The organism is Streptomyces sp. NPDC088733 (assembly GCF_044751185.1).
Classification (GTDB): domain Bacteria; phylum Actinomycetota; class Actinomycetes; order Streptomycetales; family Streptomycetaceae; genus Actinacidiphila.
The window spans coordinates 375,008-396,200 of the sequence record NZ_JBIVLH010000006.1; the positions used below are offsets into that span (position 1 = coordinate 375,008).

11 protein-coding genes are annotated in these 21,193 nt (G+C 75.1%); 7 read left to right on the plus strand and 4 right to left on the minus strand.

Going from position 1 to position 21,193, the window contains the following annotated elements:
* Positions 1-180 precede the first annotated feature (180 nt).
* Entirely contained in the window at positions 181-1,035 is an 855-nt protein-coding gene (locus tag ACIP64_RS14325; protein ID WP_401585550.1) for a DUF4132 domain-containing protein, read from the plus strand.
* On the opposite strand, the gene ACIP64_RS14330 is transcribed toward ACIP64_RS14325, so the two are convergent.
* Complete coding sequence (locus tag ACIP64_RS14330) at positions 942-3,896, minus strand: hypothetical protein (RefSeq protein ID WP_401585552.1); 2,955 nt, start codon at positions 3,894-3,896, stop codon at positions 942-944. The two genes, ACIP64_RS14325 and ACIP64_RS14330, sit on opposite strands and share 94 nt — an antisense overlap.
* 219 nt (positions 3,897-4,115) lie before the next feature.
* Positions 4,116-5,564 (minus strand): hypothetical protein, encoded by a 1,449-nt coding sequence (locus ACIP64_RS14335; RefSeq protein WP_401585555.1) that lies wholly within the window; start codon positions 5,562-5,564, stop codon positions 4,116-4,118.
* Between the two features lie 20 nt (positions 5,565-5,584).
* On the opposite strand from ACIP64_RS14335, the gene ACIP64_RS14340 reads away from it, so the two are divergent.
* The 6 genes from ACIP64_RS14340 (at position 5,585) to ACIP64_RS14365 (ending at position 17,569) form a co-directional block, all read left to right on the plus strand.
* Entirely contained in the window at positions 5,585-6,016 is a 432-nt protein-coding gene (locus tag ACIP64_RS14340) for a hypothetical protein (protein WP_401585558.1), read from the plus strand.
* The gene (locus ACIP64_RS14345; protein WP_401585560.1) at positions 6,013-7,200 is read left to right on the plus strand and encodes an AAA family ATPase; all 1,188 of its coding nucleotides are present in this window, start codon (positions 6,013-6,015) and stop codon (positions 7,198-7,200) included. The genes ACIP64_RS14340 and ACIP64_RS14345 overlap by 4 nt, the downstream gene beginning before the upstream one ends.
* Positions 7,201-7,205: 5 nt before the next feature.
* Complete coding sequence (locus ACIP64_RS14350) at positions 7,206-10,751, plus strand: DUF5682 family protein (protein ID WP_401585563.1); 3,546 nt, start codon at positions 7,206-7,208, stop codon at positions 10,749-10,751.
* Positions 10,748-12,517, plus strand: a complete 1,770-nt coding sequence (locus tag ACIP64_RS14355) for a hypothetical protein (protein ID WP_401585566.1) — start codon at positions 10,748-10,750, stop codon at positions 12,515-12,517. Before ACIP64_RS14350 ends, ACIP64_RS14355 begins: the two co-directional genes overlap by 4 nt.
* 25 nt (positions 12,518-12,542) lie before the next feature.
* Entirely contained in the window at positions 12,543-13,901 is a 1,359-nt protein-coding gene (locus ACIP64_RS14360) for a hypothetical protein (RefSeq protein WP_401585568.1), read from the plus strand.
* Between the two features lie 239 nt (positions 13,902-14,140).
* Positions 14,141-17,569: a GH92 family glycosyl hydrolase gene (locus ACIP64_RS14365; protein WP_401585571.1), complete on the plus strand. Its 3,429-nt coding sequence runs from the start codon at positions 14,141-14,143 to the stop codon at positions 17,567-17,569.
* A gap of 61 nt (positions 17,570-17,630) precedes the next feature.
* Here ACIP64_RS14365 and ACIP64_RS14370 read toward each other — a convergent pair whose 3' ends face one another.
* Together ACIP64_RS14370 and ACIP64_RS14375 are read right to left on the minus strand one after the other, a co-directional pair.
* Entirely contained in the window at positions 17,631-18,521 is an 891-nt protein-coding gene (locus tag ACIP64_RS14370; protein WP_401585573.1) for an ABC transporter permease, read from the minus strand.
* Positions 18,518-21,193 carry an alpha/beta fold hydrolase gene (locus ACIP64_RS14375; RefSeq protein ID WP_401585576.1) on the minus strand — a complete coding sequence of 892 codons (2,676 nt, stop codon included), beginning with the start codon at positions 21,191-21,193 and terminating at the stop codon, positions 18,518-18,520. The genes ACIP64_RS14370 and ACIP64_RS14375 overlap by 4 nt, the downstream gene beginning before the upstream one ends.

Here is a 21,193-nt window from a genome sequence, read left to right on the forward strand (position 1 = left end):
TAGGCGCGCCCACCGACAGCGCGCCGGGCAACCGGGTGCGTGGCGCACGTACTTCGGCCGGCCTGTCGGCAGCCGGCCGCGCGGGACCGTTTCCCGCTGTCCACAGGGTTGCGAGGGCGTTGTCAGTGGCCCCGCCTACAGTTCCGGTCACTTGATCAACCCGGTGCAGGGAGGCACACGATGGGGTGGGTGACGGCGGGCGACTACGAGGTCTCCCTCGACGACGGAAAGGTCGTGTGCCGCAACGCGGCGGGCCGCCGGCTGAAGTCCGTGCCGGGCAAACTGGCCGACGACCCGGTGGTGGTGGGGCTGCGTCAGCTCACCGAGTGGCTGGAGCGGCACGAACGGCAGTGCCTGGCCGACGTGGAGCGGTGGATGGTGCGCTCGCTGCCCGTGCCGATCGCGGTCGTCGCGGCCGTGTGGCCGGACCCGGCGTGGCAGGCGGCCCTGCGGGACGTCGTTGTGACCAGCGCCGACGGGGAGGTCGCCGGCTTCCTGCGGGACGCCGGGCAGGAGCGCGGGCTCGGCCTGGTCGACCTGGACGGGGACACGGTGCGTATCGCCCCCGAGCTCGTCCGCATCCCGCACCCCGTCCTGCTGGACGACCTGGAGGACCTGCGCGAGTTCGCGGTCGAACTGGGCGTGGAGCAGCGGGCGCAGCAGCTCTTCCGCGAGGTCTGGCACCGCCCCGCGGACCTGGACCACGAAGGCACCGCCGTCCAGGACTACGCGGGCGGCACGTTCAAGGAGCTGCGCTTCCTGCACGGCCGTGCCACCTCGCTCGGCTACCGCGTACGCGGAGGGCACGCGGTCTGCCCCGTCCTCGAGGACGGCCGGTCCGTCGAGGCCCGGATCTGGATCGGCGACTACGACGGCTGGAGCGAGACCGAGACCGGCCCCCTGTCCTGGACCGACGGTGCGGGACGCGCCCTGAGGCTCGGTCAGGTCGGCCCCGTCGCCTGGTCGGAAGGCATGCGCATGGCGGCCGCGTTGTATGCGGGCCGCGACATCGAGGACGAGGAGCAGGCGGCATGACCACCGAAGACCGGAACACCGCCACCGCCCTGCTGGACGCCGGCGCGATCCTGCCCCTCGGCACCACCGCGGGCGAGGACGCCGACACCCTCACCGTGCGCGGCTACACGCACCCCGTGCTCGAAGGACGCCTCGTCGTCCGCCTCGTCCCGGGCACCCTCGGCGAGGCGGAGGACCTGGCGCTGGACTTCCTCGGCCTGACCCGCGAACCGGAGACGCCGGAGGTCGGCCAGGTGCGCCGCGAGACGCTCGGCTTCCCCGCCTGGGCCCTGGTCAACGACCCGGCCAACGGCCACCACGCGCTGGCCCTGGTCAAGGACATCGAAAGGCTCGCCCGGACGGCCAAGTCCCGTGCCGGCGCCGCCAAGGACGGCTTCGAGGCCCTGGCCGAACGCCTCGGCCGCGCCGTGCCGCACTTCCTGCCCACCTTCTACGAGCAGGCCGCGCGGGTCTTCCTCCAGCACGAGAACACCACGTATGCCGCCGCCTTCTTCGGCAAGGCCCGTGCGGCCGAGCGCGTCCACGGCCTCGCCGTCGACGAGGACCGCCAGCGCTCCGTGTTCCTGGAGTTCGCCTTCGCTGGCGCCCTCACCGTCAAGGCGCTCAAGGAGCACGTCAAGGACCTCGCCCGGCGCCTCGACCCGTCCGAGGCCTGGCGGCAGTTCCGCCAGCTCACCGTGGAGCGCTGCGCGGCCGGGATGCCGCCGTACGCCTCGCTGCCGCAGGACGCCCGCGGACTGCTCAAGGCCGCCGGGCTCAACCGGGTCACCGAGGAGTGCGCCCTCGTCGCCGACCTGCTGGCCTCGCCCGCCGTCGTCCGCGCGCCCGGCTCCTTCTGGACCGCCTACCGGCCCACCCTCGTCGTGCTCGCCGAACGGCAGCCGTCCGTACGGGCACGGCTGCTGGAGATCATGCCGACCGGACTCGGCCGCGGCCCCGAGCACGACGAGTTCTGGCTCGCGCTGCTCGCCGAGACCGGCGCCGACACCCTGCTGACCGGGGAGGCGGGTGACGCCGCCGCGGACGTCGACGCGGCGGACTGGCTGACCCGCTGGGCCACGCACCGCAAGCACGGCTCGCCCAGCTCCGAACGCTCCGCGTCCACCCTCGCCCTCGTCGCCCGCATGGCACCCAGGCTGCGCGCCGACGCACGCCCCGTCGACCTCTTCGCGGCCCGCTGGCGCGCCGGCGCCGAACTCGACCTGCTGGACCTGTGCGCGGCAGAGGGCGTCCCGCTGACCGTCCCCGACAACCCGGCCGAGGTCCACCTGCCGCTCGGCCCGTGGCTGCTCGACCGCGGAACCGGACGCCGAGACCTCGTGGCCACCGGCGCCGACCCGCGCCTGCGGCTCCTGCTGCACCACGGGATCGGCCAACTCGGCGACAACCGCACGCAGACAGCGGTGCTGGAGGCCCTGGCCGCGCACCCCGTGCTCAGCACCGTCCTGCACGACTGGCTGGACGAGGCGGCGGAACAGTTCACCCGCGCCCACGGCCTGCCCGCCTCCCGGACGGCCCTCACCCGCATGCGGCCCTTCCGGTCCGTCGCCGAGCGCGTCAACCCCGGTGCCGTCGCCCGGGTCGCCGGTCACGACATCGCGCCGCTGCTCGGTCGCACCCTGCGCGAGGGCGTCCTCGACGAACTGGGCTGGCCGGCCCTGGAGGAGGCCATGGCACTCCTCGACGCCGCCGCCGGCAAGTCCCCCGGGGAGCACTCCCTCTCGATCACCGAGGCCTGGCCCGCCCTCGTGCTCGCCCGCAAGCACAAGGTCGTGGTGGTCGGACCCGAGAAGATCCTCCTCGAACACGACCTGAGGATCCCGATCCGGCTCGACCGCTGGCAGAAGCCGTCCTTCCGCTACACCGACGGCGAACTCCTCGTCATCTGGCGGGAGGGCGACCAGCAGCGCGGCTACTGGTCCGCCCGGCCGGCCGACGTCCTCACCCTCGGCGGGGACACCGTTCCGACGTGGTGGGACACGAGCGTCGGCGCACCCTCGATCCCCCTCCCCGGCGGCGGCCGCGCCACCGGCGGCCGGACCCTGCACGCCGGTGACACGGTGGTGCCGCCCGGCCGGCCCGTCCTCGGCGACGGCACCTCCTTCTGGCGCCAGGGCAAGCAGGGCCGCGAGCAGGTCTGGGTGGAGTACGACCCGGCCACCGGCACCCACGGCCGTGCCTCGCTGCCCGCCTTCCTCCGCTCCGGCATCCGCGAGGACTCCCGGCTGCGGCAGGAGGACTGCGAGGTGCTGCCGCTGCAACCCGGCCTGGAGGACACGCCGTTCGGCACCGACGGAACCGTCCTCGGCCGATGGGTCCGGGTCGAGGGCACCGGCCCGGAGGCACGCTGCACCGCCGGCACGCCCGACGGACGCACCGTCGGTTTCCCCGTGCGGAAGAGGAACAGTTGGTCCCGGACGATCCCGCTCGGCGCGTTGCGGCTTCCCGGCGGAGCCGAGCCGATCGTGGCGCTCACCCACCAGACGGTGTCGCTCCACGCGGCCGGCGACACGACCGGCACGGACGAACTCGCCGACCTCTCGGTCTGCGGCAGTGGTGCCGAGTTCGCCGCCGGCACGCGCCTTGTTCCGCCGCTCCCCTTCTGGCACGCCCTGCGCCCGCGCGACGAGAAGGGCTCGCACGCGCTGCGCGCCTTCACCGACGCGCAGGCCGCCGAGGTGCTGACGGCCACCGCGAGCGCGCTGGCCGAACGGCGCGCGGAGGCGGCCCGCACCAAGGAGTACACCGGCCCCTCCGCGACCGCCGTGGCACGCGCCGCCGTGGCACAGGCCCTTCCGGCCCTCGCCGACGGCCCGCTCCTCACCGGCGTGACCGCGCTCGTGCAGAACGTCGTGCGCCACCTGGAGGGGGTGGTCGGCTTCGTCACCCCGCAGGAGCAGCCGACGCCGCGGTCCCGCAACCGCACGGAGGGCATGTTCGCCGACCACAGCCCCGAGCACGGCGACGACCAGACCCTGCGCGGCGCCCTGGCGGGCATCGCCGACCAGGCCTACTCGTGGTGGTCCGGCGACGTGCAGTGGAGCACGCTCCGGCAGATCCGCTCCGTCAACCACGTCCTGTCAGGCAAGCCGGCCGAGGGCAAACCGCTGCCCGGCCGGGACAGGATCGGCACGCCCGGCGGCGGCTGGGCCAGCGACGAGTACATCGTCCCCGCCATGGGCCTGGCGTGGCCGGCCGTCCTCGGCGGGCTGCGCCCGCTGGCCCTCCGCGCGGCGTCCCCCGCCGTCCCCGCGACGGAGCGCGAGGCGCTGTGCCTGCTGTTCGACGCGATCGGCGAGGGACTGCTGGCGGCGCCCGGCGGCGGGCTCCGCGAGGTCGTCCTCGGCGAGAAGCACGACAAGCAGCAGCGAGCGGGACAGGTCCTGCGCCGCGGCGACCGCACCGTGGTGATTCTGGCCTGCAAGAACGTCGACGGCCAGCGCAAGCACGTCCGTTGGGTCGCCCTGGACCACGACCCGTCCGGAGCGTTCGGCGCCGTCGCCCACTTCACCCTGGAGGAGGAGACCGGCCGAGCCCCGGACCTGCCCGCCGGGCGGCTGGACGAACTCACCCGGCTCCTGCGGGACAAGGGCGCGGCGCCCTGGCGCGAGGACGGGCCGGAGGCGCTCGTCGCGGCGACCGGCGGCGGCCTCGGCGCCGCGCAGGCGGCGGTGCTGCTCGCCGGACTGCCCAACGACCCGGACGGCGCGGCGCTCGCGGCCATCGGCCTGAAACCGCGTCAGAAGGACTTCGCCGAGGCGCTGCTGTCCTCCCTCGACCGGGACGACCGGGCGGCCCTGACCGGCGCCCTGCTGCCGGAGGACCCGGCCGCACTGTGGACCACCGGGCCCGACATCGCGGCGGCCGGCCGCGTCTGGGCGGAACGGCTCGGCGCCGTCGTCCGCCTGCCGGAGGAGGTGGCCGGCGAACTCACCGGCGTTCCCGCCCCGGCGGCCGAGGCGGTCCTCAACCCCGCGCGGACCCCGTGGCTCAGCCGGACCACCGTGCAACGGCCCGGCAAGGACGGCGACCTCGTTCCCGAGGACCCCTCCGCGCTGCCCCGGCGGCACGACATCGCGCACTCCGTCGCCGCACTGGCGGGGCTCGCCTACGGCCTGCCGTACGGGCATCCGCTGCGCGCCGCCCTCCCCGGGGGCCTGGCCGCGCTGCGCCGCCGGCTCGCCGACCCCGGACTTCTCATCGACGCCGACATCGAGTGGACGGACAAGGGCGGCCCCACCGCCGTGCCGCTCCGCAAGGCGTACGGGCTGCCCGCCACCGGCGGTGCCGACGCCCACGGCCTGACCCGCGTCGGCGAGGCCCTGGTGCTGCGCCCCTGGTACGGCGACACCGAGACCGTGCTCCTCCGCCCGGCCGGGCTGACGGGCCCCGACGACTCCGTCTTCGGCCTCGTCGAGGGCCTCGTCGGACCGCGGCACGGCGGCCTGAGCGGCCTGCGTGCCGCGCTCGGGGACGGACTGGAGCGCGCGCTCGCCGCGGGCGCCGGCCCGGACGCCCGGGCCGGCCACGCCCAGGCCCCACCCTCACCGTGCCGGACCTCGTCGCCGAGGTCGCCGCCGCCCACGGCCTCGGTGAGGACGCCGCCGTGCTCTACCTGCAACTGCTCGCCCTGCCCGACCCCACGGACCGCAACTGCGCCCGCTGGACCGGCTGGAAGCCCGCCCGTACGAAGAAGGCCCGCACGGAACTCGCCGCGAGCGGCCTGGTCGTCGAGGCCCGCCGCCCGCGCGCCGGGCGCACCCTCTTCCTGCCGTGCGGCTGGCGCGACCTCAAGGCACCCGCCCTGCCGGTGGAGACCTGGAAGGAACGCCTCTACCCCGTCCGCGACCACGTCCGCACCGTGCCCCTGGTCCCGGTGCCCGAACTGTTCACCGCCGCCTGGGAGCGTGTCCGCGACGGCGACGCCCCCGCCTTCGAAGAACTCACCACCCGCGCCACCCGGAAGGGCCGCCGCCGATGACCACCACCGCACCCCTCGCCGCCGCCGCACCCGCAGCCGCCCGGCGGCAGATCACCCCGCCCGAGGACCGGTACGCCACCGAGCTGGCCTTCCTCGCCGCCCACGACACCGGACCCCGGCCGCCGGCCTGGCGGCTCACCCCGCGCGCCGTCGTCACCTTCGTCATGGGCAGCGACGGACAGCCGCTGAAGCTGCCGGAGGACACCGGCGCCCCCGAGGACGTCCCGCGCCGCCTCGTCGTCGAGGGGAAGTTCGTCGGCGACCGCGCCCTGGTCGAACGCTGCGTCGTGACGCTCGCCGGGGAACGGGGCCTGCTGCTCGTCGGCGAGCCCGGCACCGCCAAGTCCATGCTCTCCGAGCTGCTGTCCGCCGCCGTCTGCGGCACCAGCGGGCTGGTCGTCCAGGGCACCGCGGGCACGACGGAGGACCAGCTCAAGTACGGCTGGAACTACGCCCTGCTGCTCGCCCAGGGACCCAGCCGGCAGGCGCTCGTGCCCTCGCCGGTCCTCACCGCCATGTCGCGCGGCGCCGTCGCCCGCGTCGAGGAGGTCACGCGCTGCCTGCCCGAGGTGCAGGACTCCCTGGTCTCCCTGCTGTCCGAGCGGCGCATCGCCATCCCCGAACTCGCCGGCGGCGAGGATGCCTTGGCGCACGCCGCACCCGGCTTCACCCTCATCGCCACCGCCAACCTCCGCGACAAGGGCGTCTCGGAGATGTCCGCCGCCCTCAAGCGCCGCTTCAACTTCGAGACCGTCGGCCCCATCGGCGACCTCGACGCCGAGACCGCGCTCGTGCGCAGCCAGTCCCGTGCCGCCGTGGAACGCGCGGGGGCGCCCTACCAGGTGGACGACGCCGTCCTGGAAGCCCTCGTCACCGCCTTCCGCGACCTGAGGGAAGGGCGTTCGGCGGAGGGCTGGGAGGTCGAGCGCCCCTCCACGGTCATGAGCACCGCCGAGGCCGTCTCGGTGGCGGGCGCGCTGGCCCTCGCGGCCGCGTACTTCCCCGGCGACCGCGACGTGCTCGGCCTGCTGCCCGGGCATCTGCTCGGCGTCGTGCGCAAGGACGACCCGGCCGACGCGGCACGGCTGCTCGGCTACTGGGACGGGCCGGTCCGGCGCCGTGCCGAGCAGGGCTCCCCGACCTGGCGCACCCTCTGGGAACTGCGCACCGTGCTGGAGGGCTGACGACCGTGTCCCGCACCCCCGACGCGGCTCTCGCGGCGTTCACGGACGCGGCGGCGCCGTACCTCATCGGCGTGCGCCACCACGCGCCGTCGCTCGCCGCCGCCCTGCCCGCCCTGCTGGACGCGGCCGAGCCGGACGTCGTGCTCGTCGAACTCCCCGGTGAGATGCAGGAATGGCTGCCGTGGCTCGCCCACGAGGAGACCCGGGCACCCGTCGCCCTTGCCGCCGCCCCCGGCGACGCGGCGGGCGGCGGCCCCGCCTTCTACCCGTTCGCCGACTTCTCGCCCGAACTGGCCGCCGTGCGCTGGGCGTCCCGGCACGGCGTCCCGGCCCTCGCCTGCGACCTGCCGCTCGCGGACCGCGCGTGGGCGGCGGGCCGGGGGGCACCGGGAGCGACGGCAGGGGAGCGGGGGCCGGGTCTCCACGCGGCCCTGCGCGACCGCGTCACCGGGCGCCCCGGGGACGACCTGTGGGACCGCCTCGTCGAGGCCACCGCCCCCGGGTCGCCGCCCGAGGCCCTGCGGCGGGCCGCGCTGCTGACGGGCTGGGCCCTGCGCGAGGACGCGGCCGCCTCCGGCGGCGTCCCCGCACTCGACTTGCGGCGCGAGGCGTGGATGCGGTCCCGGCTCGCCGAGGCCATGGCCGGCGGGGCCCGCGCGGCCGTGGTCGTCGGCGCCTTCCACGCCCCGGCGCTGCTGCCGGGGGCGGCACCCGAAGACGTGTCCGCGGCGGGCGAGGACACCGGGACCGCGGCGCGCGAGGACGCCCGCGCCTGGACGACCTCCCTCATCCCGTACACCTATGCGCTGCTGGACGAGCGGTCCGGCTACCCCGCGGGTATCCGCGACCCGGAGTGGCAGCACCTCGTCCTCGACGCGGCGGGCGACCCCGACGCCCTCGAGGCCGCGCTGATCCGCACCGCCGTACGGATCTGCGCCGAACTGCGCGCCCTGGGCCATCCGTCGGGCCCGGCCGACGCCCGGGAGATCGGCCGGCTCGCGGGCGACCTCGCCCGGCTGCGCGGACTGCCGGCCGCAGGGCGGGGAGAACTCGTCGAGGCCGTGCAGACCGTGCTCGCCCAGGGCGAGCCGTACGGGCGGGGCCGGGCGGTCGCGCGGGCCATGGAAAACGTCCTCGTTGGGACCCGGAGTGGGCGGCCCGCCCCCAGGGCCCCGCGCAGCGGCCTCGGCCCCGCGGTGGAGGCCGAGGCCGCCGCGCTCGGACTGCCCGGACCGGAGCCGGGAACGGCCGCGACCGACGCGCGGGACCTGCGGCTCGACCCGCTGCGCTCCGACCTCGACCGCCGCCGCGAACTGCTCCTGCGGCGCCTGGCGGTGTGCGGTGTGCCGTACGCCGAGCCGAAGGACGTCACCGGCGCCGGCGGGGCCGACGCCCTCACCACCCGCTGGGAGGTGCGCTGGACACCCGCGACCGCCGCGATGCTCACGGCCGCGGGCACCCGCGGGGTCACCGCCGCCCAGGCCGCCGAGGGCGTGCTCCGTGAACGCCGCAGGTCGGAGACGGACGACGGCGGTCCCACCGCGGCCCAGACGCTGCGCGGGCTCGCCGAGGCCGCCGAGTGCGGGCTGCCCGCGCTCACCGACGAACGCCTCGCCGAGGCGGCGGACGTGCTGCCCGGCAGCGGCTCCCTGCCCGAACTCCTCGGCGGCCTGGCGCTGCTGGACCGCGTACGGAGCGGGCACATCGCCGGCCTCGGCGCCGACGACGACCGCACGGCCCGCGCGGAGGCCGTCGCCGGCCTGCTGACGTCTGCCGCCGTGCGCCAGGTCGACGGGCTCACCGGCTCCGAGGAACCCGCCGACGCCCACGCGCTGCTCGAACTCGCCCACCGCGCCGACCGGTTCGGCGGCATCCGGCTCGCCGACGCCCTCACCCGCCTCGCGGCCGACGGCTCGCCGCTGATGCGCGGCGCCGCCGGTGCCGTCCGCGTCCTGCTGGGCCACGAGCCCGCGCAGGACCTCGGCGCCCGCGTCGCCTCCTGGGTCGACGCCGCGACCGACCCGCCCTCGCGCGCCGCCCTCGGCGCCCGCCTCACCGGCCTGCTCACCGCGGCCGGCCCGCTCCTCGAAGCCGCCGCCCCGGCGCTGGAACCCCTGCTCGACCGGGTCGCCGGCCTCTCCGACCGCGCCTTCCTCGACCGGCTCCCCGCGCTCCGCGGCGGCTTCGACACCCTGAGCCCCGCCGCGCGGGACCGGCTCCTCACAACGGTCGAGGAACGTCTCGACGTCAGCGGCATCGCCGACACCGCGGGAGCCGACCCCCTGGCCCTCGCGGCGTGGACCCGCGCCGACCTCACCGCCCGCACCGCACTCCACCGCCTCGGCCTGCTGCTCCCGGACCACACCCCGGCGCCGGAGGAGACGGACGACGCGGTACCGGGCGAACCCGCGTTCCCGCCCCGCGCGGCGGACGGCCCGCCCGGCCGCACCCTTGGCGCCGCGGACCGCTGGCGGCTCGTGCTCGGCCGCCGGACGGAGCAACTGCCGCGTCGTGCCTCGGCCTTGGCCGCCGCGCTCGACGAGCTGTACGGCCGCGGCCGCGGCGAGGGCAGCCGCGGCGACATGGCGGGCGGCAGCGGCGGGGGCCGCGAGGCGGCGTACCCCGGGGTGCGCGAGTGGTCGGAGGAACTGGCCGCGCTGTTCGGGCCCGGCATCCGCGAGGAAGTCCTCGCCGCGGCGGCCGCCTCGGGCCGCGACGACGCCCTCACGGAACTCGACCCGGACAGCGTCCGCCCCTCGGTGGACCTGCTGCGCACGGTGCTCGCGCACGCCGGAGGCCTGCCCGAGGCACGGCTGGCGGCCCTCCGGCCCCTGGTCCGCCGCCTCGTCGAGGCCCTGACGCGACAGCTCGCCACCCGCCTGCGCCCCGCGCTGCACGGCAGCGTCGTCCCGCGCCCCAGCCGGCGTCCCGGCGGCGGCCTCGACCTGCCGCGCACGCTGCGGGCGAACCTCGCCACCGCCCGCCGCACGCCCGACGGCACCGTCCAGGTCGTCCCCGAACGCCCGGTGTTCCGCACGCGGGCGCAACGCGCCGCCGACTGGCGGCTGATCCTCGTCACCGACGTGTCCGGCTCGATGGAGGCGTCCACGATCTGGGCGGCGCTGACGGCGTCCGTGCTGGCCGGGGTGCGGACCCTGTCGACGCACTTCCTGGCGTTCTCCACCGAGGTCATCGACCTCACCGACCACGTCACCGACCCGCTGTCGCTGCTCCTGGAGGTCAGCGTCGGCGGCGGCACCCACATCGCGGCCGGCCTGCGCCACGCGCGCGAGCTGGTGACCGTCCCGTCGCGCACGCTCGTCGTGGTCGTCAGCGACTTCGAGGAGGGCTACCCGGTGGGTGGGCTCCTCGCCGAGGTCCGCGCCCTCGTCGGCGCCGGGTGCCACGTCCTGGGCTGCGCCAGCCTCGACGACGCGGGACGCCCCCGCTACTCCACCGGCGTGGCCGGACAGCTCGTCGCCGCGGGCATGCCCGTGGCCGCCCTCAGCCCCCTCGAACTCGCCCGCTGGGTGGGGGAGAAGATCGCATGAACCCGAACCTGCCCCCGGTCGCGCCCGCCGTCACCGCCGAACTCGTCGCGGCCCTGTCGCCCCGGCTGCGCAAACGTCTCGACGCGGGCGCGGCCAAGCTGGCCGACCGCCCGGTCGTCCGCGACGGCGACGGCGACACACTGCGTATCGCGATCGACGACGACACCGACCTCGAACTGCACGCCCCCGGCGGCACGGTGACGAGCGCCGAGGCGATCCGCTGCGGATGCCTGCTCGCCCCGGACTGCGTCCACCGCGCCGCCGCGGCCTCGGCCGCGCCGGTCGCCGAACCCGGTGCCGGCGACACGCGGCCGGAAGGCGCCGCGGCGGCCGGGGACGCCGGGCCGCCGGAGGCACCGGACACCGCCACCCCGGAGCAGTGCGCCGCCGCCGTTGCTGTGCGCGGCGCGGCCGCCGCCGTCCTGGAGGCGGGCATCGACGGCGCCGGCGCCGTGCCCCAGGCGGAACTGCTGCGGGCGGCGCACACCGCCCGCATCGCCGGACTGCCCAGGATCGCCGCGGCCGCCGTCTCGGTCGTCACGAGGCTGCGCGCCGCCCGCTCCGGCGACCCGGCCCACCGCCTGGCCGAACTCGTCGAGGCGCTGCGCGAACTGCTCGGCCCGGCGCACCGCGTGCCGCACGCGACGGGCCCCGAACTGGCCGCCGTGCGCGGCACCGCACGCCAGCCCTACACCCCGGACGGCTCGCTGCGGCTCTACGGCCTGTTCTCCGAACCCGTGCTCACCGCGAGCGGTCACGCGGGCGCCGTCACATGGACCGCCGACGCGGAGGGCCGCCTGTACACCGTCTCCGACGTCCTCCCGGGCGGCCCCGGAAGGGCCACCGGCGCCGCCGACCGCAGCGTCCGCATCGGCGACACCGCGCTGACCCACCGCGAGCTGTCCCGCGCCGGACTCGCCGTCTCCGGTGCCACCGTCTCGCCCACCGGCCGGCTCGGCGCGGGCGCGGGTGTCCGGGCGGTACGGGCCTCCGGCGCGGCCTGGACCGCTGAGCCGTTGGCGCGCCTGTGGGCCGTGCCCCCGGCCGAGCAGGCCGCCCGCGCCCTGGCGACGGGCGACGGCCTGCTCTTCCTCGACGTCACCCTCACCGGCACCGTGCGCGAGACCGGCGGGGACTGCCTGCTCGCCGACTGCGCCGGCCTGACGCTCCGTCTGACCGCCGCCCACGACCACCCGGCCCTCCCGTACCGGGACAACCTGCGGCTCCTCGCGGACGCCCCCGGCCTGCGCCTGCGCGTCGTCGCCCGCCTCGACCCGGCGCCGCACGCCCGCGCCCGGCTCCTCGCCCTGAGCCACCCCTCGGACCCCGAGGCCCGGCTCGACGCCGGACTCGACCGCCTCCAACGGGCCGACCTCCCCCCGTTGTCCACCGCCCCGGCCCCGGTCTCCGCCGCGGCCCTCGACGACGCGCCCCTGCACCTGCTGCACCGCCGTGTCCACCAGGCCGTGTCCGGCGGCCGCCGCGTTCTCGCCCTCCCCTCCACGGTCCCCGCCGACGCCCACCGCCTGCGCCGTGCGGGCCTGGCCACCGGAGCAGACCTGCTCACCCGCCTCCACGCCCGCGCGGCCACCCGCGACCGCGACGCCTTCGGCCGCCTCCTCCCCACCGACCCCACCCACTTCGCCGACGCCTGGCTCGCCGCCGCCACCTACACAGCGGAAGTCGACTGCGCCCTGTGCGCCGCGGCGTGGGGTGCCGACGGCCCCGCAGCAACGTTTGCGCCAGAAGCGGACGTGGGCACGTAGGGGGCACGGGGGAGGGGGAACGCGCATGACGGCGGAATCCGAGGGTGGGACGACGGCCGGGGCGGTGACCACGACCGACGGGGGCACTCGTGCCCGGATACCCGAAACGGTGTCCCGGTGGGCGCGATGGGTGGTCACGACGTATGCCGTACTGCTGGGCGCGGTCGGCCTGCTGGATCTCTTCACGGCGAACGGCTTCGACGCGCGGACGACAGGAGGGGCGCTGGCCGTTGCCTGTCTGTCGGCCGCGGCTGCCATAGCCCATTGCTTTCGGCCGCATGGCGCCTTGCGCTGGGCGGCAGCCGTCGTCGCGGCGTGTGTTCTGCTCCTCGTGGACGGTTGGCTGCTGGCGTCGATCACGTCGGACCTGGTGGCTCAGTGGCACCTGGTGACGATGCTCGTGATCGTCATGGTCTCCTTCGCGGCGACGTGCGTTGTACTGGTCCATGACATGGACGTCGCCCGGACTCGCGCGCGTCGGATGTCGGTCCGCCTACGCAGGGCCGCGGGGCCCTCCAATGAGCACGGAGCCACGTTGGCGGCAGCGGTCATCGCGGCCCTCAGCGGACTTGTGGCCGCTGCCTTGTCCTTTCCGCAATTCTGGTACTCGGCGCGCTATGAGCCGTCGATGGAGCCCACCGTGGTGAGCGTCCACCAGTCGTTCGACCAGATACGACGCCGTGACGGGCGGCTGGAGATCACTGCCTCCGTGACGTTGGAGAACAAGGGAAAATCGAGCGCCGACGTCATCGCGTCCCTTTACGAGATCACGGGAGTGACGACGGAAAAGATCTCTGCCCCACCGCGCGGGCGCCTTGACGACGATGCCTGGCGTTCGACGGTCGTGGACGGCCCCGGCCCCGCGGCCAGATACAACTCCGTTGCTCCGCCATTGCCGCCGGAATTGATCCAGGCCGGGCCCCTCACTTGGGACAATGTTGTGCTCGAGCCCGGTGAATCGACACAGGCCACCCTGGTGGCGTTCGCGCCGGCCGACCGTTTCGACCTTCTCCGTATCACGACGGACTTCGCCGCGGCGCCGCTTGAGCGTGTGTCGACGGACGGGGGGCGCACAGAGGCCGTCCGACCCGGTTCGTGCGCGGGGGCGACCGGCCAGCGCACGACGTGGCCTCTTGAGCGGCAGAGCCTGATGGAACGTCTGACGACCAGTGACCAGGACCTGGTGGCGACGTGGATCACGCATCAGGAGCACGATGCCGCGGATGCCGGGCAGTGGTGGCCCGCATATCCCACGTTCAACGTGCAGATAACCCATCGGAATGCTCGGTGCGATCAGGTCATCGTGCCGCGCACGGACCTTGAGGATCGGGCCAAGCTGGCCAAGTTCGGCGCATTGACCGAGGCTGTGCCGCCTCGCGGGTAATGCCCGGGATAAGGCGTGGCTGATTTCGGCCGCGCGGTCCCGGAACTCCGTTTGGCGCGATCCGTTCGCCCGCACGTGTGGTTCACGTGAGCATCGCGGGCCCGGTGTTGACAGGTATTCAGGCGAGGCGTTTCACTCATGCCCGCTGGCAACGTTGTCAGGAGCCGGACAACGTGGTCGTGCGTAGTGCGACGCACGTTCAGTCATCCGTGAAGGCGATCCGGTTGTGGAGGCACGTGATGGCAAGACCCTGGCGCGACCTGTTGACTCGCAGCCCTCATCTTCCCCAGTTCCCTGAGCTTCTTCCTCTCCCGCGCGCACGGCGCCTGCGCGTCCCGCTGGCGGCGCTTGCCGTCCTGAGCCTCGCGGCCGGACCGCTGCAGGCGGCCGCGGCCGCGGCGCCCGCCGCCGACGTTCCCTGGGTCGACGACCCGGCCTCGTTGGTCAATCCGATCATCGGAACGTCGGGTGCCGTGGACACCTTCCCCGGCCCCGACGTGCCGTTCGGCATGCTCCAGTGGGGGCCCGACACCACGCCGAACCGCCCCTCCGGCGGCGGTTACGAGTACAACGACAAGAAGATCTCCGGCTACAGCCTCACGCACATCTCGGGCCCCGGCTGCCCCGCCGCCGGCGATGTGCCCGTGCTGCCCTTCGCCGGATCCCTCACCGGTGACCTGAGCGCCACCTCGACCGGCTTCAGCCACGCCAACGAGCAGTCGGAGGCGGGCTACTACCGGCTGACCGACGACGCGGGCATCACCACGGAGCTGACCAGCACCACCCGTGCCGGCCTCGCCACCTTCACCTTCCCGGGCAGCACGGACTCGCACCTGCTGCTCAAGCTCAGCGGCGGCGCCACGCAGATCGACAACACCCGCGCCCAGGTCGTCAACGACCACGAGGTGTCGGGCGCGGTGTCCAGCGGTCACTTCTGCGGCGCCGACAACACCTACACGCTGCACTTCCGTATGACCTTCGACCGCCCCTTCACCAGCAGCGGCACCTGGGTCGGCGGCACGGTCAACCCGCAGGCGAAGTCCCTGCGCCTCGGCGCCCCCGAGCAGTCGCTCGCGTCCCCGGCGACGCGCGGCCCGCAGAAGGAGCGGCACTTCACCGTGCCGGGCCGCCCCGGCCCTCGCGCCGGCCACGGCCCCGCCGCCTCGGCCGCGAAGGGCTCGGAGACCGCCGCCCCGAGTGCCGCCCCCGGCTCCGGCACCCGCGCGAAGCCGCCCGTCACCGGCGCCAACGGCATGTACCTGACCTTCGACACCACCACGCGGAAGGCCGTGACGGCCAAGGTCGCCATCTCGTACACCAGTGACGCCAACGCCGCCAAGAACCTGACCTCCGAGATCCCGGGCTGGAACTTCGCGAAGGTCCGGCAGGCCGGGCACGACGCGTGGAACAAGGTGCTGGGCCGCGTGAGGATCGGCGGCGGCAGCCACGACCAGCAGGTGCAGTTCTACACCGCGCTGTACCACTCGTTGCTGCACCCCAACGTCTTCTCGGACGTCAACGGCGAGTACGCCGGCATGGACGGCGAGATCCACACCGTCCGCAAGGGCCACGCCCAGTACGCCAACTACTCCGGCTGGGACACCTACCGCTCCCAGACGCAGCTGATGGCCGTGGTCGCGCCCGACGCCACCAGCGACGTCGTCACCTCCATGGTCAACGGCTTCGACCAGACCGGCCTGTTCCCCAAGTGGGCGCAGAACAACGGCGAGAGCTACGTCATGGTCGGCGACCCGGCCGCCGGGATCATCGCGGGTGCGTACGCCTTCGGGGCCCGCGACTTCGACGCCAAGGACGCGCTGGACGACCTCGTCCACCAGGCCACCACCCCCAACAACGACCGGCCGGGCCAGGCGGTCCGCGACGCCAAGGGCTATCTGCCGATCGACGGCGCGAACTGGGGCTGCTGCAACTTCTACGGCCCGGTGTCGACGCAGCTCGAGTACGACAGCGCCGACTACGCCATCGCCGCGCTCGCCAAGTCCCTCGGCAGGGACGGCGTCCACCGCACCTTCGCCACCCGCGCCCAGGACTGGCAGAACGTCTTCAACGTGCGCACCGGCTACGTCCAGGCCCGCAACGTCTCCGGCGCCTACGCCACCGGCTTCTCGCCGGGCACCTCCAACGGCTTCGTCGAGGGCACCTCGGCGCAGTACACCCCGATGATCCCGTTCAACCTCAAGGCGCTGATCGCCGCCCGCGGCGGCGCGGACGCCTACGACGCCTACCTCGACAGCCTCCTGTCGGACATCGCCCACCCCGGCGGCACCAACGCCGACCTCAGCAACGAGCCGAGCGTGGAGATCCCCTGGGAGTACTCCTACCTCGGCAAGCCCTGGAAGACGCAGGCCGCCGTCCGCGAGGCCCAGCAGAAGCTGTACTTCAACGCTCCCGTCGGGCAGTTCGGCAACGACGACCTGGGCGCCATGAGCTCCTGGTACGTCTGGTCCGAGCTGGGGATGTACCCGCAGACGCCGGGCACCGACACCCTGGTGCTGGGCAGCCCGGTCTTCCCCAAGGCCCAGATCCGCCTCGGCGGCGGCAGGACGGTGCGGATCAACGCGCCGCAGGCCGCCACGGACGCGCCGTACGTGCAGTCGCTGCGCGTCGACGGCAGCGCGCACGACGCCGCCTGGCTGCCCTTCTCCGACCTGAGCGACGGGGCGACCCTGGACTTCACCCTGGGCACCAGCCCCAACACCGCCTGGGCCTCGGCTCCCTCGGCGGCCCCGCCGTCCGACGCCACCGGCCAGCGCACCGTGCTCGCGGGCTCCGGCCCGTCCGGCGCGGGACTGGTGCTCGCCCCCGGCGGCAGCGGCAGCGGCACGCTCGACCTGGCCAACATCGGCGCCAAGGAGGAGGTCGTGCGCTGGACCGCCCAGGTCCCGTCCGGGGTCTCCATGGACACCACGTCCGGCTCGCTCACCCTGGGCGCGGGCGCGAAGGAGGCCCACCCGGTGACGGTGACCGGCGGCGGCGCGGAGGGCACGTACGACATCGTGTTCTCGCTGAGCACCGCGTCCGGCACCGACCTGGGCACCACCGTGCTGCACGTCGCCGTCGCGGAACCGGGCGCGCTGTGGCCGTACTACACCAACGAGGGCGTCCACCCCGACGGCAGCCAGTACAACGGCGGCTTCGACGGCGGCGGCTGGGCGTACTCGAAGGAGGCGCTGGCGGCGGCCGGGATCGAGGGCGGCAGCACGGTGACCGCCGACGGCATCACCTACACCTGGCCCAGCACCACCGCCGGGCAGCCCGACAACATCGAGGCCTCGGGGCAGACCGTCCCGCTGGCCGCGCCCGCGGGGACGGCGTCCGTCGGCCTCCTGGGTTCGGCGACCAACGCCTCGTCGGCCGGCGCGACCGGCACCTTCACCGTCACCTACGCCGACGGCAGCACGGCGCAGATCCGCTCCGGCTTCTCCGACTGGACGCTGGGCGGCGGCGGGGGCAAGCCCATCCCGGGCAACACCACGGCCGTCACGACGGCCTACCGCAACACCGGGAGCGGCAAGCAGGACAAGGTGGCCACCTATGTGTTCGCCGTGAAGCTGCCCGTGGACGCCGCCAAGCGCGTCGCGAGCATCACCCTGCCGGCGACCGCCGACGGCACGGCGCACGTGTTCGCCTTCGGGTACGGGAGCTGACACCGCGGCCGGGTGGCGGCGCCTCGCACGGCGCCGCCACCCGGCCGCGTGCCCCGGACGCTCAGGACACGACGTCCTTGCCCCGGAATCCCCGGTAGGCCAGGGCGAAGAAGACCACCGCGAACGACACCGACACCGAGATGCCCTTGATCATCCCGGCCCATTCCAGCTTGGGCTGCAGGGCGTCGAACCAGGCGTACTGCCAGTGCGTCGGCAGGACGCTGCGCAGCGAGCCCAGGGCCGTGATGGCGTCCAGGATGTTCGACAGGATCGCGACGCCGACCGCCCCGCCGACCGCTCCCAGCGGGGCGTCGGTGACCGTCGACAGCCAGAAGGCGAAGCCGGCTACGGCCAGTTGGCAGCCGAAGACGTACAGTGCCGCGATCGCCAGCCGTCCGGCCGCGGTGCCCGGCGGCAGCGAGCCGGCCGAGGTGAGCTCCATGTCGTGCCAGCCATAGGCGAGGGTGCCCACCCCCAGGGAGACCGCCGGCAGGGCGAGCACCGCGACCGCGCTGAAGACCAGCGAGACCAGCAGCTTGCTGGTGAGCAGCTGGGCCCGGGGCACGGGCGCCGCCAGCAGGTAGCGCAGCGAGGACCAGCTCGCCTCGGAGGCGATGGTGTCCCCGAAGAAGAGCGCGACGGGGATCGTCACCAGGAAGCCGGACGAGACGAAGAGCACCGCCAGCGCGAAGTTGACGCCGGAGGCCGTGGCCACGTCGATCATCGTCGGCACCGAGTCCCGGCCGCTGGGCGTGCCGCCGATGGCGAACGCGGCCCACACGACGACGGGCAGGCCCAGGACGACGGCCAGCGCGACGAGGGTGCGCCGCCGCAGGAGCTGCCGCACCGCCTCGACCCGGAAGGGCAGGGTGCGGCCCGGCCGGTACCCCGGCGCGACCTCCGCAGGGGCCTCCGTGCTCGTGGCGTCCACGGTCTCCAAGGGGCCGGTCATGCGGACTCTCCGATCAGGGTCAGGAACGCGTCCTCCAGGCGCCGGTGCGGCCCGACCCGCTCCACCGGCACGTCCAGCCGCAGCAGTTCGGTCAGCAGCTCGGGCACCGTCATCGTGCCGGGCCGCACCAGCAGCCCGTCCTCCACGGACTCGGCCGCCGCGATCCCCGGCAGCGCCGCCAGCTTTGCGGCGACGGCCTCGCGCGCGTCGTCCGGCATCCCGGGGGCGCCGACGAGCAGCGCCTCCCCGCCGCCGGAGATCTCGCCGACCGGGCCGGCCGCGATCAGCCGTCCCTTGTCCATCACGACGAGGTGCGTGCAGCTCTGCTCGACCTCCGACAGCAGGTGGCTGGAGACGATGACGGTGCGCCCGGCGGCCGCGTAGCGCCGTACGACATCGCGCATCTCGCGGATCTGCGGCGGGTCCAGGCCGTTGGTCGGTTCGTCGAGGATCAGCAGGTCGGGCAGGCCCAGCATGGCCTGCGCGATGGCGAGCCGCTGCCGCATGCCCTGCGAGTACGTCCGCACGGCGCGCTCCAGGGCCTCGCCCAGGCCGGCGATCTCCAGCGCCTCCTCCACGTGGGCGTCGGCGGCCGGGCGGCCGGTGGCCCGCCAGTACAGCTCCAGGTTGGCCCGCCCGGTCAGGTGCGGCAGGAAGCCCGCGCCCTCCACGAACGCGCCGACCCGCGACAGGACGGGCGCGCCGGGCCGGACCGCCTGCCCGAAGACGCGGATGCCGCCCTCGTCGGGCCGGATCAGGCCCATCATCATGCGCATCGTCGTGGTCTTGCCGGCGCCGTTGGGGCCGAGCAGGCCCAGCACCTGGCCGCGCTCCACCCGGAACGACAGCTCGCGCACCGCGTAGCGGTCGGCCGCGCCCTTGTACCGCTTGGACAGCCCGGAGATCTCCAACGGCACGTCCGCGAGCGCGGGTTCGGGGGCCTGCCGCACGGTGCCCGCCCGCCGCCGCCCGGTCAGCAGCAGCGCCGCGGCCAGCGCGGCCGCCGCCAGGGGCAGCACCCACACCCACGCGGGCAGCGCGCCCTGGTCGGTGGTCAGCGCAGGGTCCACGGGCACGGTCAGCGCCGCGCCCGCGGGCAGCGACACGCGGTAGGTGGCGGGCAGGGCGGGGGAGGAGTACCCGAGGTCGGTGCTGGACAGGACGAGCCGCAGCCGGTGCCCCGCGGCGAACTCGTGGTCCACGGCGGGCAGCGTGACCGGCACGGTGCCCTTCCCGTCCGCGCGCAGCGGCGCGACGAGCTGGTGCGGCAGCGACTCCGATCCGCCCGGCGAAACGTCGTACAGCTTCGCGAAGAGCACCGCGCCGTCCGGGGCGTCGGTGCGCACGTCCACCCGGACGTGCGCCGCGCCCGTCAACCGCAGCGGGGAGCGCAGCGGCGCGGAGTCGAACGCGGCGCGCTGGCCGGGGAAGTCCAGCGACAGGGACAGCCCCTGGCCGAGGTCGGAGAGCTGCGACAGCGCGCCGACACCGGGCACCGCCGAGATGGCGGGCGGGTTGCCGCCGGCCGGGTTGGCCACCGGCTGGGCGCCGCCGGTCAGGGCGATCTCGCGGGTTTGCGTACCGCCGAGCCCGGGATAGGCGGGCGCGTCGGCGCCGCGCTTGATCGCCCGGCCGTCGGTGGTGTCGACGCCCCCGGCACGGGTGACGCGGAAGGCGGGGCCGGTGTCGGCGCCCTTGTCCTTCTTCAGGTAGCGGTCGAACCAGGCCGTGATCCGGCCCTGCACCCGGTCGGTCTCCTGGTCGCCGCCGTCGTGTCCGCCGGAGAACCAGTCGACGGCGACCGGCGCGCCGCCCGCCTCGACCGCGCGGGCGATGGCGTCGCCCTGGTCGAGCGGGAAGAGCGAGTCGTTCTGGCCCTGGACTACCAGGGTGGGCACCTTGATGCGCGCGGCCACCGACGAGGGGCTGGAGCGCTCCAGCAGCTGCCGGGTCGCGTCGTCCTCGCGCCCCGAGACCGCCGAACGGTCGTACATCGCGCACAGTTGGGCCGTGAAGCCGCAGGACGCCCCGTCCGCGCCCGTGGAGAAGAAGATCCCGGCCCACAGCTTCTTGAACACGCCGCCCGGGAACAGGGCGTCGGACAGGTTCCACCAGGTGATGGCGGGCGCGATCGCGTCGACCCGCCGGTCGTGGCCGGCGGCGAGCAGCGAGATCGCACCGCCGTACGAGGCGCCGGTGACGCCGACCCGCGGGTCGTCGGGACCGTCGCGCAGCACCTCGGGCCGCTTGCCCAGCCAGTCGATCAGCCGCGAGACGTCGGCTACCTCCGCGTCCGGGGAGTTGAGCCCGATCCGGCCGCCCGACCGGCCGAAGCCGCGCGCCGACCAGGTCAGCACCGCGTAGCCGTGCCGGGCCAGGTCCTCGGCCTGCGGCCGGACGTCGGCCTTGCCGCCGCCGAAGCCGTGCGCGAGCAGCACGGCGGGCCGCGGCGCGCCGCTCCCGGAGGTGAAGTACGACGCGTCGATCCGCACCGTACGGCTGCTGCCGGGGGACTCCGGTACGGAGAACACCCGGTCCTGGCGGTGGACGGCCGCCGGACCGTCCGCCGCGGCCAGGGTCACCGCCCCGCCGCCGGCCAGCAGGGCGAGCGCGGCCACCCCGGCGGCGAGACGCCGCCGGGTACGCAGGGGCCTGGGCAGGGCCAATCGCAT